Source organism: Limnochordia bacterium, assembly GCA_023230925.1.
GTDB lineage: Bacteria > Bacillota > Limnochordia > DUMW01 > DUMW01 > JALNWK01.
Genome location: JALNWK010000005.1, coordinates 44,925 through 66,234, shown reverse-complemented (window position 1 = coordinate 66,234; position 21,310 = coordinate 44,925). Strand labels below are relative to the sequence as shown.

12 protein-coding genes are annotated in these 21,310 nt (G+C 47.9%); all 12 read left to right on the top strand.

Translation table 11 applies throughout. The features are described 5' to 3' along the window. The first annotated feature begins 16 nt into the window (after positions 1–16). The 12 genes from M0Q40_01785 to M0Q40_01730 all read left to right on the top strand — a co-directional run bounded on the left by M0Q40_01785 (position 17) and on the right by M0Q40_01730 (position 21,132). Positions 17–1,234, top strand: coding sequence for a lipid-A-disaccharide synthase-related protein (locus M0Q40_01785; GenBank protein MCK9221352.1), 1,218 nt, complete (start codon positions 17–19; stop codon positions 1,232–1,234). Positions 1,235–1,331: 97 nt separating this feature from the next. Then, the gene (locus tag M0Q40_01780; GenBank protein ID MCK9221351.1) at positions 1,332–2,513 is read left to right on the top strand and encodes a hypothetical protein; all 1,182 of its coding nucleotides are present in this window, start codon (positions 1,332–1,334) and stop codon (positions 2,511–2,513) included. A 66-nt stretch (positions 2,514–2,579) separates the two neighbouring features. Further along, the gene (locus tag M0Q40_01775; GenBank protein ID MCK9221350.1) at positions 2,580–8,384 is read left to right on the top strand and encodes a hypothetical protein; all 5,805 of its coding nucleotides are present in this window, start codon (positions 2,580–2,582) and stop codon (positions 8,382–8,384) included. Between the two features lie 128 nt (positions 8,385–8,512). Next, the gene (gene lptB, locus M0Q40_01770; GenBank protein MCK9221349.1) at positions 8,513–9,232 is read left to right on the top strand and encodes an LPS export ABC transporter ATP-binding protein; all 720 of its coding nucleotides are present in this window, start codon (positions 8,513–8,515) and stop codon (positions 9,230–9,232) included. Continuing rightward, entirely contained in the window at positions 9,229–10,317 is a 1,089-nt protein-coding gene (locus M0Q40_01765) for an LptF/LptG family permease (protein MCK9221348.1), read from the top strand. Before lptB ends, M0Q40_01765 begins: the two co-directional genes overlap by 4 nt. A 30-nt stretch (positions 10,318–10,347) precedes the next feature. Next, complete coding sequence (locus M0Q40_01760) at positions 10,348–11,661, top strand: DUF3084 domain-containing protein (GenBank protein ID MCK9221347.1); 1,314 nt, start codon at positions 10,348–10,350, stop codon at positions 11,659–11,661. Next, positions 11,661–13,016, top strand: a complete 1,356-nt coding sequence (locus M0Q40_01755) for a TrkH family potassium uptake protein (GenBank protein MCK9221346.1) — start codon at positions 11,661–11,663, stop codon at positions 13,014–13,016. Before M0Q40_01760 ends, M0Q40_01755 begins: the two co-directional genes overlap by 1 nt. Positions 13,017–13,038: 22 nt before the next feature. Then, positions 13,039–13,692 carry a TrkA family potassium uptake protein gene (locus M0Q40_01750; protein MCK9221345.1) on the top strand — a complete coding sequence of 218 codons (654 nt, stop codon included), beginning with the start codon at positions 13,039–13,041 and terminating at the stop codon, positions 13,690–13,692. A 337-nt stretch (positions 13,693–14,029) separates the two neighbouring features. Then, positions 14,030–17,902, top strand: coding sequence for an S-layer homology domain-containing protein (locus tag M0Q40_01745; GenBank protein ID MCK9221344.1), 3,873 nt, complete (start codon positions 14,030–14,032; stop codon positions 17,900–17,902). 225 nt (positions 17,903–18,127) lie between these two features. Next, the gene (locus tag M0Q40_01740) at positions 18,128–18,517 is read left to right on the top strand and encodes a pre-16S rRNA-processing nuclease YqgF (GenBank protein ID MCK9221343.1); all 390 of its coding nucleotides are present in this window, start codon (positions 18,128–18,130) and stop codon (positions 18,515–18,517) included. Positions 18,518–18,609: 92 nt separating this feature from the next. Next, positions 18,610–20,169, top strand: a complete 1,560-nt coding sequence (locus M0Q40_01735) for a hypothetical protein (GenBank protein ID MCK9221342.1) — start codon at positions 18,610–18,612, stop codon at positions 20,167–20,169. A gap of 36 nt (positions 20,170–20,205) precedes the next feature. After that, positions 20,206–21,132, top strand: a complete 927-nt coding sequence (locus tag M0Q40_01730) for a hypothetical protein (protein ID MCK9221341.1) — start codon at positions 20,206–20,208, stop codon at positions 21,130–21,132. Positions 21,133–21,310: the final 178 nt, after the last annotated feature.

Sequence of the window (21,310 nt, the reverse complement as noted above, 5' to 3'; positions counted from 1 at the left end):
TGGGAGAGAGAGTATCATGGAGAGGGTACAGCATAAGAGAATTCTGTTTTTGAGTAACGGTCACGGGGAGGATGCCATTGCCGCGGTCCTTCTCGAGGAACTCTTGTCGCTGCAAAGCCAGATCTGCGCACTTCCCTTGGTGGGATTAGGTGAAGCCTACCGGAAGCAGGGTATTGAGGTCATTGGACCTAGGGCGGAAATGCCCTCTGGCGGCTTTACAAGATTGGGCTTGAAGCAGTTTTGGAAAGACGTCAAGGCTGGTCTAGTAGGGCTTACTGTAGCACAGATATCCGCCTTAAGGAAGGCACGTGAGTTTATAGATTTTGTTGTTTGTGTGGGAGATATCTATCCGGTACTTCTAGGGGGTTGGTTTCTCCAACGTCCCATGATCTTTGTGGCTACTGCTAAGACAGAGTTCATCAGTGGGCATTATGAGTTGGAGTATAAGCTAATGCGTCGATATTGTCAGAGGGTCTACGCCCGGGATCAATATACCGCTGATGCCATGGTTCGGCACGGTGTAGAAGCTGATTTTGCCGGCAATCTAATGATGGATATGCTCATGCAGGATGGATCCGTCTATCCCCAAACCCCAACCACCCCATTGATCTGTCTACTACCTGGTAGCAGGGGTGATGCCTATCTCAATCTTGGGGACTTGCTTGCGTGTGTTGATGCAATTGCACAAAGAGACACGCAATACGAGTTTGCTGTCCCCTTGGCTTCGAGCCTCTCCTTTGAACAGATTACGAGTCTGATTAGCTTAGAAGGATATGACAATGGTCGCTGGTATTACAAGGAGACTGGATTCGATGAGCAGTCCGCAGGGATGGTAGGTAAGATCATTCTTGGTGATCAGTCAGAGGTTATTTTCCTGAAGGGATGTTTTGGAGGCCTGCTCCGAGCTTGTGATCTTGTGATTGGACTTGCGGGCACAGCAAACGAGCAAGCCGCAGGTTTGGGCAAGCCTGTTATTACCTTTCCCGGAAAAGGTGTTCAGTTTACCAGAAAGTTTGCCCTGGCCCAGAAGAAGTTACTAGGTGATGCGGTGAGCTTAGTGGATCCTTCACCTATTAGTGTAGCTAAGCAAGTAGAGGCCATTCTAGATGATCCTGATACATATCGACGCATGGCTACGTGCGGCAAGAAAAGGATGGGCAGCCCTGGTGGAGCACAAAGGATTGGACAGTATATCCGGGAGGTTTCGTCTAATTATAATACTATTTCACCATAAAGAACGCGGTTAAAGAAGGTAAAACCAGGATAGACGACGAATAGATCAATCAAGTAATGCAGGGTTCGGCACTTTACGCATAACGGAGTGGCACTATATGCGCAAGACGTGGACATTAATTTGTCTTGTTCTTTTCGGTCTAATTACGGAAATCACCTATGCGGATTTCGGGCCCGGTGCCTGGAGTCTCGAAGGAGACTCTTGGGGATTTCTTGGCAGTGCAGGTGGACCCTTGTGGTCTGCGGCATCACGTACTTTAAACGAAACACCCAGGCCCATCATCAGAATATCTCAAAGATTTAAGGACCCCCGCACAGGCGAAGTGCGGGAGCTAAACGTCGTTCCACCTCCACCTCGCCAAAGATTACATAAAGAAAACATAGAGATACGGCCCGTCGTGGTTACTGGATTGTCTGCAAGAGTAACTAATGTGGAAGTAGCTTCGGAACTGTTAGTTATGCTTGGTGATCTGCAGACGGCGGATACCTTTGACCTAGACGGTTTTCTAGAGGAATATGAGATGACCCTAGCAAAGCTTTTGGTATCGATGCCCTTTCGCTATCATTTGAACTGGGTAACTGCTTATTCCGGTTCAGAACAACGAAATCTAACCCATATTAAGCAACAGGAATCGGTGATTTCCATGACAGGTCTTGATATTCAGATCGGGTATACGGATCTGGATACCTTTGCTGCCGCCTTCTCTCACGAGTTACAGACCCAGCGTATTACCATCGGTGGGAGAGTGAAAGGAGTTGCCGGTGAAAGGTATCTGATGGGGTTATACGAGTTGTCCAAGTATGCCAGTGAGAATGTGTCTGGTCGCGGTGTTGGTATCGATGTTGCTGCGTTTTACCACGGAACAGGGGAATCGGATTTTGGCATTGCTATTGATGATTTGTATACACGGGTTGAATGGAAGGGAGTCCGGCAACAAGAGGAGGAAGTGATACAGGACTATGAATCTATTGAGGTTCGCACGCCTACACTTCGAGTGGCCTATGTAGCCAGAGCTGGTCAAAGTGGTGCCGTCTACACGGAGTTTGTTCGTCGAATAGAGAAGAACGCTAACGTTGATATACGACTTGGCCTTGAGCGAATTTTACCCTCTGGGACAACGGGCAGGATGAAAGTGGGAATGACCAGTCTTGAGGGTATGGTTATTGGGCTTGGAGCTGGTAAAAAAGTGGGACCAGTTGAGATTGACTTTTGTTTATCTAGTTCCGACTTTTTTAAGAAATCATGGGGCGGTGGTTTGAGCGTAGATTACCGTTTTTAGCGGGAGAGTTTTCAAGGTTATAGTAAAGCGGAAGGTACGGTGTAAGTACTAAGGAGGGAATTTATATTGAGAAGACGTAGCTCTATTCCCGTTATCGTTATGTTACTATTTACCCTATTATGTTCTATTGTGAATGCACAGGGGCTCTCTGATTCCCAATGGGTCCAAGTGCAGTCGGAGGTAGAAGCACTTAACCTCGACTACTTTAGAGAATTAGCTCTCTGGCAAAGTGTATCAAACACACTAGCTGCGGCATTGGCTGATGTGTCAAATCCCGTCATACCCCAAGGTATTATTGGGGATACGGTGCCAGCAGTCCTGGAAGAAGGCTATTCTGTTACTACAGCAGGGCAGGTTGCATCGAACTTGATCATCGCCAGCCAGTACGGCAGGGACGATGACGTGGAGTTATTCGTGACTCACTTGATCAAGCAGAAGCAAAGTGCAACGATCGTTATCCAGGTATCCGCGGTGCTTGGTAATACCGGCAAGACAACCCAGGATCCTGATCAGCTTAGTGATGTCGTCACCAGCTTGAGTGGTTTTCTTACGCAAATGGGTGATCTTGATTATAGTCAGCAGACGCTCGAAGATACGCTAAGCGTTATGGAAATAGTGGCTTCCCTAGGTGATGCTACTAATATGTTGCAGGTTATCGAGTATCTACAGGATTTCCTAGGACAGATGGGCGGTTCAAGTGTAGTAAGAGGTACCATCCAGGCTTTGTATGAGGCATCCCTCCGGTGTAACACGGCAGATGAAGTCCATCGGTTGATTGCCCAGATCACGGGTCTTGTTGTAGATGGAGCGGAGCTTGGGATATCCGACACCGGACTTGAGAACCTTCTATCCGCCCTTTCCTCTGCAATCGGACAATCGGTGAGTGCAGCAGAAGTGGAAGGTTTACTTAGTCGCTTACAGGCCCTTTTTCAGGATGCCGCGGATATGGGTATGTCGGGACAGGAAATGACAAGGACTACTTCAGTTCTTTCCAACATTGTACGAAATGGTGAATCTCTCTCCCAGATCAATGCCGCACTTGATACGCTAAGTGATGTCATTGGTGCCGGTGGAGATATTGATGCAGTTGCTGATTTAGTGCTACCGGTACCTGAACCGCCGGAAAAGGATACAGCTCCGACAGAAGCTGAGAAGCTCCTAGCCGCGGCACGGTTGGCCAAGGGTAAAGGACAGTATGCTGAAGCTCTGAGTCTGTACCAACAGGCTTTTGATCTAGAACAGAGCCTGTTAGAGGTGAATCGGGCCGCAGTAGGCGAAGTCTATTTTGAATGGGCGATTCAATTAGCTGCAACTGGCGAAGACGTTAATCTGCAACTGGCCTTAGAAAAGCTTGACTTAGCCATAGACATTCATCCCGCTGGCGAATCCGGATATGTGGTCAATAAGGCGGCGGTGTATCTCGCCCTGGGTAATCTGAAAATGGCAGCAGAGAATTGGGCTGATGCGGTTGACTACTTTGCCTTGGCAGTTGAGCTGGACCAAAGGACGGAATATGATGCGGCCCATGGATCAGCTTACTACCAGTGGGCTTTGGAGCTTGTGGACCTTGGGACTTTGGAGTCCCTGCAGCAAGCCCTGACGAAGCTTGATCTGGCCATATCGGCTAATCCCACTGGGGAGATTGAGTATATAGCAAGTAAGGCGGATGTATATCTAGCCCTTGGTGCTCTGTATTTGGACGGAGCTTTCTATGAGCAAGCGATTGGTGCATATACCGATGCCATTACCCTTGTGGATAGTGAGGAAAACAAAACCGCCCGGGGCCAAGCCTATGCTGCTTGGGCAGAGGCTCTTTTCCTAACTGAAGATTACTTAGGTGCCATTGATAAATACAAACTTGCGACTCTTGATTATCCCGCAGGCTCCGCTCTATACGATGAAAAGCAAGCCCTGTGTTACTACATGCTTGCCCAAGGAGCCGAGGAGACTGATGATGTCATCTCTTACCTCACTAGTGCCCATGAATTGGATCCTAGCTACGCTGCCGACTTAGGTTTTGCCTATGCAGAGCGGGCGGCAGAACACCTCGGCCTTTCAGAATATGAGGCAGCTTACGATGATATGAACATTGCCCTTGGCTTGATTCCGGAACAGGAACAGAATTCAGAACTATGGTACTTGATGGCTGCCACAGCTAATGGGGTAGAGGATTACTCAACAGCGGTAGAATACTGGCTGCGTTGGCTTAATGCCCCTGATGTTCAAGTTGATGTTTATTATTACTATAGTGTGTTCCTGTACTGTGTTGAGGTTGCACAGGATCTAGATACGGCCTTGATGGTGGCAGAACAAGCAGTCCTGTTATTCCCGGGTGGATTCAGTTATCAGATTCTGGCCTGTGCAAACTTGGTTAATGGCAACATTGAGGAAGGGCTATTTACTTATCTTGACGGACTAAAGTTGGTCTTGGCTAGCGAAGACTATACCGATGAGGACATTCAGTACTACATTAGTAATTACTTCGATATTGCTGCCTATGCATTTCTCATTCATCCAGATTTGGGATTAGAGGAAGAGCTATTGGCGCAAATCGGTAGTGTATTTTACGATGCAGTGTCTGCTAGCATTGAGGAAGTGGTCAGCACCTATGATGTGGTAGAAGGGGACTTCCTTAGCGAACTAGCTGTAGTTGGGATTACCGAAGAGCAGGTAAGGACAGTTTTTGATACCTGCATTGATCATTTGTTAGGCCAAGATCTCAATGCGGCAAATATCATTCCTCTTTTAAGGGAGACCCAATTCCAGCTGTATGATGAGCTACTTGCCTTGGCAACCGGTGATTTCGCAGCAACAGCGGAAGCAGTGAACCAAGCCATATTTGAGACCCTTTGGGTTGGTGAGGCCTCCCTCGGGGGTCGGCTACAAACGATTATGGATACCGCAGTAACAACCTTGCGGGGCATATCTGATCGAAATGAGGTTCTGGGTTCAGCTGTAGCTGTGAACCTCCTTTGGGATTGTGCAGATTATGTTGGTTACGACTTGGATATGGAGCAAGCAGTGTTACTCATTGGAGCGACACGGCATATTATTAGCGTCCGTGATGAGATCCGGAAGATGCCCCGGGCTATTGAAATAGCTTTGGCAGAATTCAAAGAGCGGGCTGAGGCGCTACAGCTTGGTGGAATTGCCACAGCCTTTGATGAAGTCTTAGCAGCCAATGATTGGAAGTTTGATGTAGACCGTCGGGATTGGGACTGGAATAGCCTAGAGGAAAACGAACAGGCATTTCTGGAGACATTTCTGAAGGATCCAGTGGGCATCCTACTAGTAATCCAAAGAGCAATGGAAGAACATGATGATGTAAATGATTCAGCCGCAGCGGCCATGGCCCTTTGGCACAGTGTAGGTACCGAGATTCTTCCCGAGGCCATTGGCCAAATTCCGGACTTCACCGTAGAAGAGTGGAATACTGCTGCAACGGCCTTAATGGAAGCCTTTATGAGTCTAGTAACTCGCACACCCATTGAGGATCTTTGGCCAAGCGATGAACAAAAGGCCCGCAATCTAGTCAATCAAGCGATTGCAGCCAAGTCAGCCGGTCAGTACGAAACAGCTATAGACTACTACAACCAAGCCTTTGCGCTCTGGCCCGCATTGCTGGAGGAGAATCGTCAAGCGTTTGGCGAGACCTATCGTGATTGGGCACTGCAATTGGCGGTAGCAGGGGATGAAGCTAGTCTGCAACTGGCCTTAGAGAAACTTAACTTAGCTATTGCCATTCATCCTGATGGCGAAGCAGGCTATGTTGCCAATAAGGCGGCGGTCTATTTCGCCCTGGGTAATCTGGAAATGGCAGCAGAGAATTGGGCTGATGCAGTTAACTACTTTGCCATGGCAGTGCAGTCAGATCAAAAGACAGAATACAACCAGGCCCATGGATTAGCCTATTACCAGTGGGCTTTGGAGCTTGTTGAACTTGGGACTTTGGAGTCCTTGCAGCAAGCCCTAACAAAGCTTGACTTGGCCATATACGTAAATCCCACCGGGGAGATTGAGTACATCGCAAGTAAGGCGGATGTATATCTAGCCCTTGGTGCTCTGTATTTGGACGGAGCTTTCTATGAGCAAGCGATTGGTGCATATACCGATGCCATTACCCTTGTAGATAGTGAAGAGAACAAAACCGCCCGGGGGCAAGCCTATGCCGCATGGGCAGAGGCTCTATTTACAAGTGAGGATTACCAAGGGGCTATCGAGAAGTACCAACTGGCAGCCCTTGATTATCCCGCAGGCTCCGCTCTGTACAATGAAAAGCAAGCCCTGTGTTACTACATGCTTGCCCAAGGAGCCGAGGAGATTGATAATGTTATCTCTTATCTAACCAGTGCCCATGGGTTAGATGCTAGTTATGCTGTGGACCTTGGGTGGGCGTATGTACGTCGTGCGGAAATGGAAGTGAGTTCGACAGAGTGGGCTTTAGCGGAGGCAGATTTGGAGCAAGCCCTAGGGCTACTTAGCGACAGCGATCAGACTGCTCGTATGCACTCAATGATGGGTGTAGCTAAGTATAACCTCGACAAGTTTGAAGAGGCGATTGCCTCCTTGGATAAGGCGATTCACTGGCCCGGTGCCGTATTAGAAGAAGCTGATTTGCACTTGATCATTAGGATCTGCTTGGAGGAGACTCAAGACTTCAATTCTGCTTTGGAATATGCTGAACAGTTGGTGACTGAGTTCCCGACGGTGGATAACTACAGAGTATTGGCAACCACGAAGGTTTTGGTTGGTGATGTAGAAGCGGCTATACTTGTATTGGGTGATGGGCTAAGCTGTGCTTTTGGGTCTGGCTACACTGAAGCACAAATCCAAAGCTATATGGCGGACTGCTTCATGACTTTATCTGATGCGCTCATCGCCTATCCTGACCTGAATCTAACTGAGCAACTGGTTGATGAAGTTTACACAGCACTGAATACCGGATTGAACAGTACAATTAGCGAGGTAAAGACGACCTATAGCGAGTTGGAGCCGAACCTGTTTGCGCGGTTGAGTGAAGTGGGCATTACGGAAGAGGACGCTCGAGGTGTCTTTAATCGTTGTATAGAGCAACTGTGTAGCCAACAGCTTAATGCGGCCAATGTGATTCCTCTATTAAGGGAAACACAGTTCATACTATATGAGGAACTAGCAGCAGTTGCCACATCCGATGGTTTTCCTGAAACGGCCGAGGCAATCAATACGTTTGTATTTGAGACGCTTTGGGTAGGTGAGACTTCACTTGGTGGTCGGTTGCAGACGATCATGAACACCACCTCAGCTGCCCTAAAGACCATATCCGATCGAGGTCAGAATGTTGGCTATGCCACAGCAAATAGTATCTTGATTGAGGCATCTAACCAGGTCAGAACGTTGGATGTAGAGCAAGCCGCTTTGCTAATCGGAGCTGCAAGGCATCTGATTGGGGTAAAGGAGGAAATCAAGCGGATGCCCGAAGTTGTAGATATCGCCATGGTTGATTTCCGTGCCAGAGCCGAGGCACTAAACATGACCACCGTAGCGGCAGCCTTCGATGAAACCCTAGCGGGGTTAGACTGGAGATTCGATGTGGACCGTCGGGACTGGAGTTGGAATGCGCTTGATGAGAATGAGCAGGTTTTCCTCGAGACACTGCTGCAGGATCCCTTGGGGACATTACTCACTATTCAACGGTCCTTAGAGGAGCGCCATGATGTTAATCAGGTTGCGGCTGAAGCACGGCAATTGTGGGAAAGCCTAAGTACGGAAATACTTCCTAGTGCAATCGGGCAAGTTGCAGATTATGAGATCCCTGATTGGAATAGGGCTAGCGAAGCCTTGATGACGGCGTTCATGAGTTTGGTAACAGGTACTCCGATTAGCAGCAAGTAGTGAGTTGCTTCATAGACTTGAGAAGAAGGGCCCCTCCTGATTCGGCGGGGCCCTTTGCCGTTAACGGGAGTGATGCTATAATAAAAGCATATCATCATGGACAGGAATGCTGCGGGGAGCATGGCAATATGGCGATTGTTGTAGAACAGGTGATCAAGTGCTATGGTAGGCGAAAAGTTGTCAATGAAGTCAGTCTTCAAGTGGAACCCGGTGAAATTGTCGGGTTGTTAGGACCTAACGGTGCCGGTAAAACCACGACCTTTTACATGATTGTTGGTTTAGAAAGACCTTCTGCCGGGAGAATATCCGTTGATGGAACCGATGTGACCAGCTGGCCAATGTATAAACGGGCACGGTTTGGCATCGGATATCTAGCCCAAGAAGCTTCCATATTTCGCAAGCTCAGTGTCGAGGACAACATTGTGGCTGTTCTGGAGCTGCTGGATCTGACACCAAAGCAGCGAACTGATCGACTTGAGGAGCTACTCGATGAGTTTGATATTGCTGCTATACGCAAGCAAAGAGGATATGTTCTTTCCGGAGGGGAAAGGCGAAGGGTCGAGATTGCTAGAGCTCTAGCGGCACGGCCTCGATACATGTTACTGGATGAGCCGTTTTCAGGGGTGGATCCCATTGCCGTTGCGGATATTCAAGGCATTATTGCTATGCTCAAGGATAAGGGACTGGGCCTTTTGATTACAGATCATAATGTGCGTGAGACCCTCAGTATAACTGATCGCGCCTATATTATGCATCAGGGAAAGGTTCTGGTTGAAGGACCGTCTTCGGAGATTGCATTGGATCCCGTGGCCAGAAAGTTCTACTTGGGGGATCGGTTTAGTCTATGAAACTATTGGATCGGTATTTAATAAGACTGTTGGTCCCTCCTATTCTGTTTGGGATTGGTGTTTTTAGCAGTATCTTTATTGGCAGTGACATCATGAAGGTGATCCGCTATGTTACGGAATATGGGGCTTCGTGGAATACTGCTGGACGTCTGTTGTTGCTGGGATTACCCCAGATCATTGTTTGGGTCTTACCCATGGCTGTATTACTAGGTGTTTTGCTATCCTTAAGCCAGCTGTCCGCCGCTAGTGAAGTCGTGGCGATGCGTGCCGCGGGAATTAGCTTTTATCAGATTACCCGACCTGCCATTGTGGCAGGGATTGTTGGTACCATCCTTGCCCTGGGAGTTAATGCATATGTTCTACCCGCAGCCAACCTTGAGTCCTCCAGGATCATAGCTGAGGAGGTCAAAGGGACAAACTTGTCAATGGTCCAAAGAAATGTTATTCTGAAGAGGTACGATAGGCAACGAATGACTTGGTTTCTTTATGCGGCGGAATTCGATGGGCAAGAGAAGGTCATGCGAGATGTGACCATGATGGATTTATCTAATGGTAAGCCCCAGCGTACCACTTATGCTACATCGGTGATATGGGACTCTGAACAATGGTATATGAGTGATGCTGTAGTGTACTATCATGATGCCGATGATGGACTTGCTTCCATGCAGTTTGGTCAGGGACGGCAGCCAGCGGATATCGCGTTTCGACCGACGGATATTGCCAGGAACCAGAAACATCCCGATGAAATGACCGCTAAGGAACTAAAGGATCATATCGATATTTTACGTGGGCAAGGTTATGTTGATCCCAAATTACTCACCCAATTGCATGCCCGATTTGCAACTCCAGCCGCCACATTAATGTTTTCTCTTGTCGGAGCACCACTTGGTATTCAGTCTCATCGTTCAGCGTCATCAGTGGGTTTTGGCATGAGTATGGCAATTATTTTAGTCTACTATATTGTGATGACCTTTGGACTGGCTCTAGGAGAGAGTGGGGCCTTGGCGCCGTTTCTCGGTGCGTGGCTACCCAACTTATTTGTGGGAATTGCAGCTGTTATACTGCTAATTAGGGCAAAAAAGTAATGTGATCGGATAGATACGGAGGGTCGGACCGTGGGCGGTTTTGTGTTAGTTGTATTACTGATCATTACCGGTGGAGTTATTGCCTTTATTGGGGATCGGATTGGGATGAAGATTGGTAAAAAACGACTAACCCTTCTAGGTATGCGACCCAGATATACCTCTATGATAATTACTGTTCTTACCGGTGTGGTCATTGCAGCGGCAAGTGTAACGGTAATGTCGATAGTCTCCGAGGATGTCAGAACAGCTCTTTTCCACATGAAAGAAGTAAAACAGGCCCTAGCTACAAGCGAGAGTCGCTATGAGGAAAGCCAGAGACTATTGGAAGACGCCGAAGACCTTCTCGCTGAACAGCAACTAAGGGTGGAATCGTTGCGGTCTGAGGTGACAGTGAAGGCACAAGAATTATCATTCATGGAGGAACAGCGCAATGAAGCTATGCGGGAACTAGAAGAAGCGCGTCAAGAGAGGGCTATAGTGATTCAGCAGCTTCAGGATATCCAAGGCGCTTATTTACAGGCAAAACAGGATCTTGCCACTACAGAGAAGGATCTGGAGTTTGAGAAGGAAAGAGTGGAGAACCTTAAGGATGCAAGTGAGATGATCCAAGCAAAGGTTAGGGAGCTTCAGGAACGGGAGACCTTGCTTGAGACTAAGATTGTCAATCTTTTGGAACAATATCAAAAGCTTGATGAGGCATATCAACGATTTAACGAACAGATGAGGTACGGACATCTTGCATTCAAAGCAAACGAGATAGTCTTTGCTCAAGTGATGGAGGGCGGAAAAGGACAAGACGCCGCACAATTGGATCTAGTGCAGTTTTTGTTACGTGCCAACCAAGTAGCCCTCGGTCGAGGGGCACGAATTGAAGGCAAGGATAACTACGCGATTATGCTATATTCAGAAGAACACTTTGATCAAGTGGTGCGTGTTCTCGGAGAGGAAAGCGGCCAATACGTTGTCCGGGCGGTGGCCCACGGAAACACTGTATTAGGAGAAGGGGTAGTTGTTTGGTTTGATATCAAACCCAGGCAGAAGGTGTTCCAAAAAGGGGAAGTGCTGGCCAGTGTGGAGGTTCTCGGCGGTGATACCCAAAATATAGAGGACGTTATTTTGTCCTTGCTACGGCAAGTTAATGAGTTGGCCATTGCAAAGGGTATGGTCACCGATACCGAAGGACGAGTTGGGCAAACAAGCGGTGAGGAGTTTTTCAAAGCAATAGCTGCGGTGCGGGATAGTGAAGGAACCCTTATCGTAAATGCTGTTGCCCAACATGATACGTGGAATACAGGTAAGCTCCAAATCGAGCTTGTGGTAGCCGAGACTAAAGGAAACGAATGATGCATAGAAAAAGACATTGGGTTTTTTCCATTGAAAGACTAACACCAGCTCAGGTATTAGGTCTTGGATATTTCTCCGTAATTGTAGTAGGCACACTACTACTGAAACTGCCTATAGCAACTCGCCCGGGTGTCGAGTTATCCGTTCTTGATGCAGCTTTTACGGCCACTTCGGCCACCTGTGTTACGGGCTTGAGTGTACTAAATACTGCCACTGGATTTTCCCGGTTTGGTCAAACGATCATAATGATTCTAGTTCAAATCGGGGGACTTGGGATTATGACCATGTCCACGTTGTTTGCCTTGCTCCTTGGCAAAAGAATTGGTATTCGTCAAAGACAGCTGATTCAAGAGGATCTGAATAACATATCTGTTTCAGGCGTAGTCAGAATGGCGCGACTGATCATCGAGATCGCGCTGATATTTGAAGGCATTGGTGCTGTGATTCTCTTTCTTCATTGGGTCGGGGACATGCCAGCAGGTCGTGCCTTTTTCTTCGCGGTGTTCCACGCAATATCTGCCTTTAACAATGCAGGGTTTGATCTTTTCGGAACAAGCCTTGAAGGATTTGTGGGTGACGTTGTTGTCAATCTCGTGATCTCATTTTTGATTATTGCCGGGGGACTAGGTTTTTTTGTGCTAAGAGAGGCCACTGTTAAGCGTAGGTTTCGCATGCTATCCTTGCATTCAAAGATAGTTCTAGTTAGTACGCTAGTTCTTATTGCCGGGGCCTTTATTTTTGTTCTGGTCGCCGAGTACCATAATCCGATGACACTAGGGCCATTGGATCCTGGGGCAAAGGTTACAGCCGCATTTTTTCAGGCCGTGACCCCACGTACTGCCGGGTTCAATACGGTACCCGTAGGGCAAATGCGTCCAGTCACCTTGTTTTTTATATTACTACTGATGTTTATCGGGGCATCACCTGGGTCCACCGGTGGTGGTATCAAGACGACAACCTTCGCTTGTATTATGGTTGCCGTTGGGAACTCCATTAAAGGACAGAATGATAATGTGTTGTTCTATCGTCGAATCTCAGAGAGGACCGTCCGGAGGTCTCTAAGCATCATGGTATTGGCCTTAGCCCTAATAGTCACTGTAACTATGGTGCTCTTAGCTATTGAAGACCTGCCCATCCTGCCCGTCTTGTTTGAAGTCGTTTCTGCCTTCGGTACGGTTGGTTTATCTACTGGTATTACACCAGTATTGTCTGGTCTAGGCAAGCTCCTGATCATGATGGTCATGTTTGCAGGAAGAATTGGGCCAGTTACCTTGGCTCTTGCTCTTGGACGAAGACTTGTGGCTCCTGAAGGGGATGGGGTTCGGTATCCCGAGGGACCTGTTGTTGTAGGCTAGTTTTGGATGGGGGTATTTGAGGGTGAGATGGAGAATCTTTGCCGTACTCGGTCTTGGCCGATTTGGAAGCAGTGTGGCCCGGGAACTGAGTGAAATAGGGTATGAAGTTGTTGCTGTAGATAAGGATTCAGAGAGAGTTCAAGATGTGGCGGATGTTGTTGTTCAAGCGGTTCAGGCGGATACCACCGATGAACGGGCCCTGGAGAAAATGGGGATAAAGAACGTAGACGTGGCCATTGTAAGTATTGGTCAAGACGTTCAAGCCAGTATTCTGACAACCCTTCAGCTCAAGAGTATGGGTGTGAAAAAAGTCTGGGCGAAAGCACAGAATGAACTACACGGTAGGGTACTTGAAAAGGTGGGAGCCGATCGGGTTGTCTACCCTGAACGTGACATGGGGGTCCGAGTTGCCCATAGCTTGGTTTCCGTAAATCTGCTCGACTACATTGAGGTGGCTCCAGACTATAGCATTGCGGAAACAATTGTGCCCCAAAGATTTGCTAATAAGACCCTTGGGGAGATAGATCTAAGGAAGAACTATGGTATCAACGTGTTAGTTGTAAAAAGAGGTGAGGGCCTAAACATTTCGCCTGGAGCAACAGATATGTTAATGGAAGGGGATGTGCTAATTGTGATTGGGCCCCGTAATCAACTCGATCGATTGCAAGTAGATTAGTGGGTCTCCATGGTTTTGATAAGATTTGCTACATTATCCAACACAACGGCGATGGACACAACTATCTGGAAGATATGTTGATTTTCAAGAAGGATTTTGCAGGTTACTAGCGAATGTGATATTGAAGTGTCGGATGTTGTATCCATGCTACCTCTATTCTAGCGTCCGGCAGGTATATTGCCGAAAGGGGGGGTGCTCTTGTTAGTCGCCGGGCAACTACCGGCCGGGCTGTCAAGTATAGATCAGAATTAACCTGCACCCTATGGCTGCATTGACATACATAGGGAGATTTCTACGTAATCAAGTCGTACATGCTTATGAGGGAGGGTACTATCACATGTTCAAACGTACAACACCTGTAATTGTTGTTGCGATATGTTCTCTTGTGGTAGGCTTAGTTTTTACTACCTATGCATCAAAAATGCCATTTCCGGATGTAGCAGAGAACCACTGGGCATATGATGCCATTGCTGAGCTGGCTGCAACGGGTATTGTTATTGGCTACCCTGATGGGGAATACAAGGGAAGCAATTCATTCACTAGATACGAAATGGCTATGGTAATGTCGAGACTCATTTCGGATATTGAGGAATACGCTTCATCAGAGATCGAGTGGCAACTGGGTCAAAGCCTAGATTCCTTTGAGGAGCGAATTACTAAGAGAGTCGCCGGAGAGCTTGGGGACAAGCTTGACGAAGCTATCGCAGCAGAACTTGATACTCTTTCTGCGAAATTTGCCGAAGCCATGGCAGTCCTAGATAAGGCTTCTATCGACCAAAAAGAAGAGATCAGAGAATGTCTGGAAAAGGCAAAGCTTGGTTTGAAAGCGGATTTTGATTCCGCACAGGCGGTGCTTGTGGATCAACTTACAGCCGATCAGGATGCCTTCGAAAAGGAAACCGAGGCATATGTTCGGGCGTTGGTAACAGATCTCGTTGCTGAAAGATTGAGTGAACTAACCCCCGGGCTATCCAAAGAGGACGCCTTGGAGATGTTAAAGCTTAACAGTGATGAGATCGCTGGGCTGACCAATCAGCTGGACCAAGTCAAGGTTATTGCAGAGCTTGCTAGCAACAAAACTGATCTGCTTGAGAAGGAACTGGCTGACTATGGTAACGCATTGGCAGAGGCTCAGGCTTCGGTTGAACGGGCATTGGAGATTGCTAAGGCTAGCAGCGAGGTAGCGGCTGCCAGCAGAAATACAGCTGAAGAAGCCATGCGAATTGGAAACGGGGCCTACTCCACAGCTGCTGAGGCTAAGGACCAGAGTGCTGAAATTGCCAAAGTGCTGGAGGAACTTAAGGCACTAAGCGATGCAACAGCAGAAACCGCTAGTCGGGCCGAAGCAATCGCATTGAAGGTTCAACAAAGCACCGATACTACCGGCCCTGAAGTTGCAGAAATGGCGCAGACCGCTGTTAAGAATAGTGATGCGGCCCTAACCAGATCTGCTGAGGCTGTTGCATATTCCGAGGAGGCCAAGGCCCTTGGCGAGAAGGCAGTCAAGTTGGGGCAAGAGGCACAGGTTTCCGCCGCTGAAGCACTAACTGTGGCAAAGGAAGGACTGGAGATCAGTAAGACCGCCGAGCAGACCGCACTTGAAGCATCCGAAGTAGCCACCAAGCTACAGCAGGTCACAGACCTACTCAATGACCAAATGGGTCTTTTTGACGTGCAACTGGCGGCCATGTCTAAGGATGTGGACGGTCTAAAGGCACTAATCGATCTGAAAACAGCTTCCATCATGAAGCAGCTTGATGCCACCAATGCGGAACTAGAAGACGAGATCGTTGCTGTAAAGAGTGCAATTTCTGTTTTGGACTCGAAGAATGCCGTGATCGATTCGAAGTTAAGCGATCTTTTGTTTAGAATTGGACGAGCAAACAAACAGGTTGAGCGAATCGAAGCGAAACTGGATCTGACTGAGGCAGAATTGCAGGAAGAATTTGATGGCATAAAGGGTATGCTTTCGTTATTTGAGTCTCGTAATGCAGTGCTAGACTCAAAGATGGGTGATCTCCTATTTAGGATAGAACGCACCAACAAACGTGCCGATCGAATCGAGGCCACGATCAGTGAACTCAAGGCCGAGTTGCAGACCGGTGCTACAGGATTAGATGATCTACGCTCCTTCGTGGTGGCGCTGGATACTGAGGTTAAGAACATTGAGAGCACCCAGGAACTCCTGAGTAGCCGGTTGGCAAAGGTCGAGCAAGGACAACAGGAACTGCGAGTGGCCGTGGGAGATCTTGAGGATGCCACCGGAAAGTTGGCAGCACAGCAGCAAGATCTGCGCAAGGACCACGATGCTCTATCTGGTTCCTTTGAGGAGTTCGCGGCTAAGTTTGGGAAGGTCAGGTTCTTTGGTGATACTAGCCTAGAGTTAGTTAACAGGGCTGTCGTGGCAGGGGATGCTGCAAAGCTATACAAAGATCCTCATGTAAGGGATACAAAGACCTCCAATCCGAAGCTGTACGATCCTGCTGTGAGCAGATTCGCACACAAGTTAACCTTTGGTTTTGAGGCTTATCCTAGTGATAACGTACTGGTTAAGGGAAGCTTGGCAACGGTGACCAACTTCTTCGGCAGCGATCCGGACTTTAACGTGCGTCTGTCGGATATGAGTGTCAGGGTGGAAACTCCCGATGTGCTTAGACTAGCTTACTTTGGCTCACTGAGCCATGACGAGATCGCTGGTTCCTTTGACAAATACACCATTAACAAGAAGAAGATCGAGCCACTGAAGATGTTTGGTGTTAGTTCCAAACTCGCCTTTAGCGATACTGTAAGGGCTGATGTGTACTTCTCACGGCTTAATGTGGGTGAGTATCTAGCTGCTGTTTACGGTGAATTTGATGTTGCAACTGGGAAACTGTATACTCGACTGGTAAGTTGGTTCACAGACCCCCATGTTGGCGCCGGGGCACCAGCATATGCTCGTGACCGGGTGGGCCAGATTGGTACTGTAGGCTCGATTGGTAATATTGACTATGACCTAAAGTATACGGTAGATTCGTACAAGGCAGATAGCGTTACCGCAACCGACGTCAAACTTGGGACCAACGTTGGGATTATAGATATTGGTTTCGACTATGGAAACGTTGCTGAGGGATTTGCTCCGAAATATGCGAAGGACTTCAAGAGCAAAGACGGGGATCTTTTACCGGATCAAAGGAAGTATGTCTTAACGGCCTCGGCTCCTGTGTTTGGTGCAAAGCTTACTCAACAAGTTGGTAGACTAGATACTAGTGTGACGAAAGGCCATTACGAACTATCTAATATTACCACTTTGAAGAACGTCGACGTTTTTGGAGCCGAGCTTGGCTATGAGCGCAGGGATATCACGACCAAGGATGACGGTGGTGAAAGCTCCAAGATAGAGAATCTTTTGGATGCTAAGCGGAATATACTCGACTTTGACCTGTATGGTGCATACTTCACCAGAGATTTCTCCACCACTGACGAGCTGGATCACTCTATCGGCAAACTATCTGTTTCCAGAAAGATAGCGCCCTTCGATTTGCCTGTAGTACTTGATTTAGATGTGGCTAATTTGAAGGAGCTTGGTGTCGATGATAGGCAGCACTATCAAGTGGCACTGAATATCGATAAGATGCCAGTAGGTCCCGGAGTCAGTCTTGATGCAACGTATCAGTGGACTACGAGGGAAATCGTAGATAACAAGTGGACCGAACTGGATAAGTGGCAGGAGAACCGCAAGACCGTAGGTGGATTGAGGTCGGTCATTGATGCCGGTGATGGCTTGATGTTTGCTGCTGGGTATCGTGTTACCACAACGGAGGACTTGCTTAGCTCTACTGTAACGGATAAGGTAGGGACTGCCAGTATCGGACTTGATTATACTGGAGAATTGCTCAATGCCAAGGTGGGTGTTGGTGTTGAGTACGGTCAGAGTACTGATTTGCTTACCAATGCTAGTCTTGCTCCAGAGAGTAAGCTTTCACTTACGGCTGATCGTCAGCTTTACGGTGGTAGCTTAAGTCTAGCTGCAAAGCAGAGTGCTGGGCTTGATACCAAGAAATCAGATCGCTTTAGCGCTCGAACTGCTGACATGAAGTATGTTTACCCAATCGGTAACGGTTTTAACATTTCGCTGAGCAGTAACTATGCTGAGCTGTGCTGGGATACCAACGTTGATGAAGATTATCAGGTATGGGAAGCCCTTGCGACAGTTGGGTTCAGCTTCTAAAGGTAATCGAGAACGTAGGCCCCCGGGTGATTTATCCGGGGGCTTTTTTTGGTCTAACCCAGTGTATAGAGAGGGAATAACGGTCTTAAAAGGCCAGTCGAAAGCGGTTGACGGTTAGGATGCTATGGAGTATACTTCGTACAAGGGACTTATTGGCTTTCCTGCATTGTTTATCATTTATTTCTAGCCGTTTGAAGTATGACATAACTTAGAGGGGAAGAATAATTGCGGATTTTGGCAATAGACCCAGGTACGTCTAAATGCGGCATTGCCGTAGCCGACCAACATGGTACAATCTTGCGAGGGGTTGTAGGTGTCGATGCGATTGGCGAGTTTGCTAGAGGATTGATGGCGAGATATGGTCCAGAGGTGATTGTTATCGGAAATCGCACTGGTGCTAGAGAAATAGCCCAGTTGGTTGGTAATGGTTTGCCTATTGAGTTTGTGGATGAGCATCGTTCCAGCGAGGAAGCGCGAAGACGGTATTGGAGGTACAACAAACCCACTGGATGGCGTCGGTTATTACCAACCTCCCTGCAGGTCCCGCCAGAGCCCTATGACGATATAGTGGCCGAAATTTTAGCCGAACGTTTTTTTCTTCACTGCAAGTTTTAAATCCAGTCTGTGATCATAGTATCGAACAAGGAAAACAAGATAAGCATGGCGAATATCACAACCTAGTGAGTACTGCTAAAGGAGGGCGGAAGATGCGAGGACGTAATGTGTATCCATTGGTTATTCTCATTTGTATCCTATTAATTGCCGGGCCCGTGTCCGCCCTAGATTCCTTGAGCGATGTGCCGAAGGAGCATTGGTCATATACCGCGTTTAGAGAACTGGCCGGCTATGGCCTAATCGATGAGGTCTATTCCAGCGGGTTTCAAGATGGTCAGACCGTAAGCCGATACGAGATGGCGTTGCTTGTTTCTAGGATTTTCAGTAGTCTAAACATTGATTCCTGGGAGGAGCAAGGATTTCAGATCCAGGCGCTGAATCGGGCTAGTGCTGGTTTATTGCTACGGTTAGAGAAGGAGTTTCGGCCTGAACTAAAGTTGCTTGGTCTGGATACGGAGTTGGCAGTCTATTCGTTGCAGAACTGGCGCGCCGTTGACATAGGCGAAACCGCGAATACGTTTTACGTTTTCGGAGGTAATGGGCAAGACGGTCGTGTTTTGTATAGGATTTCGCAGCTATTGGCTGGGGAAGAAGGGCACAAAGGAGTGGTGTTTCCTCTGAATGATGTCCTGAATGGTCCAGCCAGTCCCCTCGTATTGAGTATGATTCCCTTAGGGGACGGTCCTTGGTCAGAAGTCAATAAGTGGTTGCCCGGTAGTGTGCAGACGAATTTCTGGAATTCGCAGTTGTTAGTTGCCCAGTCAAAACAAAGAGATCAAAACGACTATATGGCCGCGTTAGATGGCTCCTTTCGATTGACTGATCAGATTATGCTTGACGCCAGTTACGCCTTGAAAGCACCTTCAGGAGTCTGGGATCAGGAAAAAGCGAAGTTTCTAACTAGTCTTGGGGGTAGCTGGGTACTAGGCGGTGGCCTTGAGTTGATTGGAGAGTTTTCTCAATCGGCGGCATCCGATGATAGCGGAAGCTCATTTCGCATTGGCGCACTTTTCACCAATGAGATAATGGAGCTTGCTGGCTGGTACAATCGAGTTCTCGATGGATACAGTCATTTGAGTAGTGAGATTACCCAGGAAGGTGACTTGGCCTTGTACCAGATGGAGTTGAAAATGGGTGATCTACGTTTCATAACTGAGCTTGGGCATAACGAAAACGCCTATGATGGAGAAACGGCAATTAGTAAGACCACATCGGTAGGCGTAAACTACACGGTGGATAATGTAGGCGTTTTACATGCCGGTTATGAGTACGTTGATCTTGATAGTCTTCTTAATAAGAAACTGGGACCTTCTCGTTCGAAAACCTCAGTGGGTCTTGACGTTCTGATTCCTCAAGGCAAGGTAAAAGCGGGTCTGTTGTTTGAAGGGGAACGCGATAATGATCTGGAGGTCCTAAGTACCATGCAGACAACAACGGCCGGCCTAGAGTATTTGCTGGGTAACGACCGTAAGTTGCTAGCAGATATTAGTCTGCAGTCGGGAAATGTAAACACTTTGACAACGTCATTCGGCCTTGGGTTCGAGGTGGGAGGCAATGCTTTGCTCCACCTAGGATATGAGATGGTTGACTTTTCTGGGGATGTGGCCTCGAAGTCCAATCGGGCGAGTGCGGAGTTTACTATTAGGTTTTAAGTAAATGTTTTAATATTTCCTGTGGGGGGGACAAGCATGACCGTTAAATTGAGAGGGTTCGCTATTTCTGTTCTCTGTATTGTTCTAGTATGTGCCAGCGTTCCCGTCTATGGCCAAGGGGTGTTGGACAGGATTGCATTGATTGAGACTATGGTGTATGGGAAGGATTACAGTGCCAAGGATCTTACACCGTTTCAGAGGGTAAGTAAGCTAGAAAGTGATCTTTTTGGTGTAAGTGGTGGTTCAACAGCAAGTCTAGTACCAAGAGTTGACAAGATCTGGAACATGCTTGCGCCTAGTGACGAAGTCGCTGGTAATTTGAGCATGACATTGAATGCTGTGGAATGGTTAACCTTCAACGAGGTCCGGGAGCATAGTTCCTTGGTAACACAGCTAGAGTTTATGGAAAACGCCTATTACGGGAAGGTACTCACCGGGCCCTTTGATGGCCGCATCAAAGGCATGTTGGCCCTGTTCCCGGATATACAGATGCAGTCCGTTGTTGTCCCCGCTGGAACGGTGGTGCAACTAGAATTGATGGACGGGATAGATTCTACCAAGAATCGAGACGGCGATGAAATTAAGTTCCGGATCAACGAAAACGTTTTTGTCGATGATGTCCTAGTAATACCTAAGGGACTGCTAGGAACAGGAGTCGTTAAGCAAGTGACCCAGGCCAAGCAGCTAGGAAGGGATGCCCAGGTTGTCTTGGAACTAGGAAGCGTTAAGGCCATCGACCGTAGTCTAGTAGATCTTATCCCATCGGCGAAGGTGGAAAAGGGTCAGGATGCTGTGGGTTTGGCTGCGCTACTAGGTACAGCAGGATTAGTTGTACTTGGTTCCCCCATAGGCGCTGGTCTGGCGTTTGTGGTCAAGGGTGCAGAGGTGGTCATGCCTGTAGGGACGGTTATTCTCGGAGAAACCGTAGCGGAACTACATATCAATGGCATTGTGTTCCATTAATTGGATGCAGGTTTAGATGTTCTTAAGGGGAGCCGTGTTTCCTAGCGGCTCCCAGCTTTTGGTCTGGTTGTACGGTTCTGTCGGGGAACGCTGCTACATGCCTGACGATGTATGCTGTATCCAGTTACTTTCTTGGCAGAGAAGAAGTATCTTATTGTTAACTCGAGATTTCTAGTTT

Bases quoted from the DNA above. Each gene is read 5' to 3' on its own strand.
- M0Q40_01785 (MCK9221352.1), top strand. From the start codon at position 17: ATGGAGAGGGTACAGCATAAGAGAATTCTGTTTTTGAGTAACGGTCAC.
- M0Q40_01780 (MCK9221351.1), top strand. From the start codon at position 1,332: ATGCGCAAGACGTGGACATTAATTTGTCTTGTTCTTTTCGGTCTAATT.
- lptB (MCK9221349.1), top strand. From the start codon at position 8,513: ATGGCGATTGTTGTAGAACAGGTGATCAAGTGCTATGGTAGGCGAAAA.
- M0Q40_01765 (MCK9221348.1), top strand. From the start codon at position 9,229: ATGAAACTATTGGATCGGTATTTAATAAGACTGTTGGTCCCTCCTATT.
- M0Q40_01755 (MCK9221346.1), top strand. From the start codon at position 11,661: ATGCATAGAAAAAGACATTGGGTTTTTTCCATTGAAAGACTAACACCA.
- M0Q40_01745 (MCK9221344.1), top strand. From the start codon at position 14,030: ATGTTCAAACGTACAACACCTGTAATTGTTGTTGCGATATGTTCTCTT.
- M0Q40_01735 (MCK9221342.1), top strand. From the start codon at position 18,610: ATGCGAGGACGTAATGTGTATCCATTGGTTATTCTCATTTGTATCCTA.
- M0Q40_01730 (MCK9221341.1), top strand. From the start codon at position 20,206: ATGACCGTTAAATTGAGAGGGTTCGCTATTTCTGTTCTCTGTATTGTT.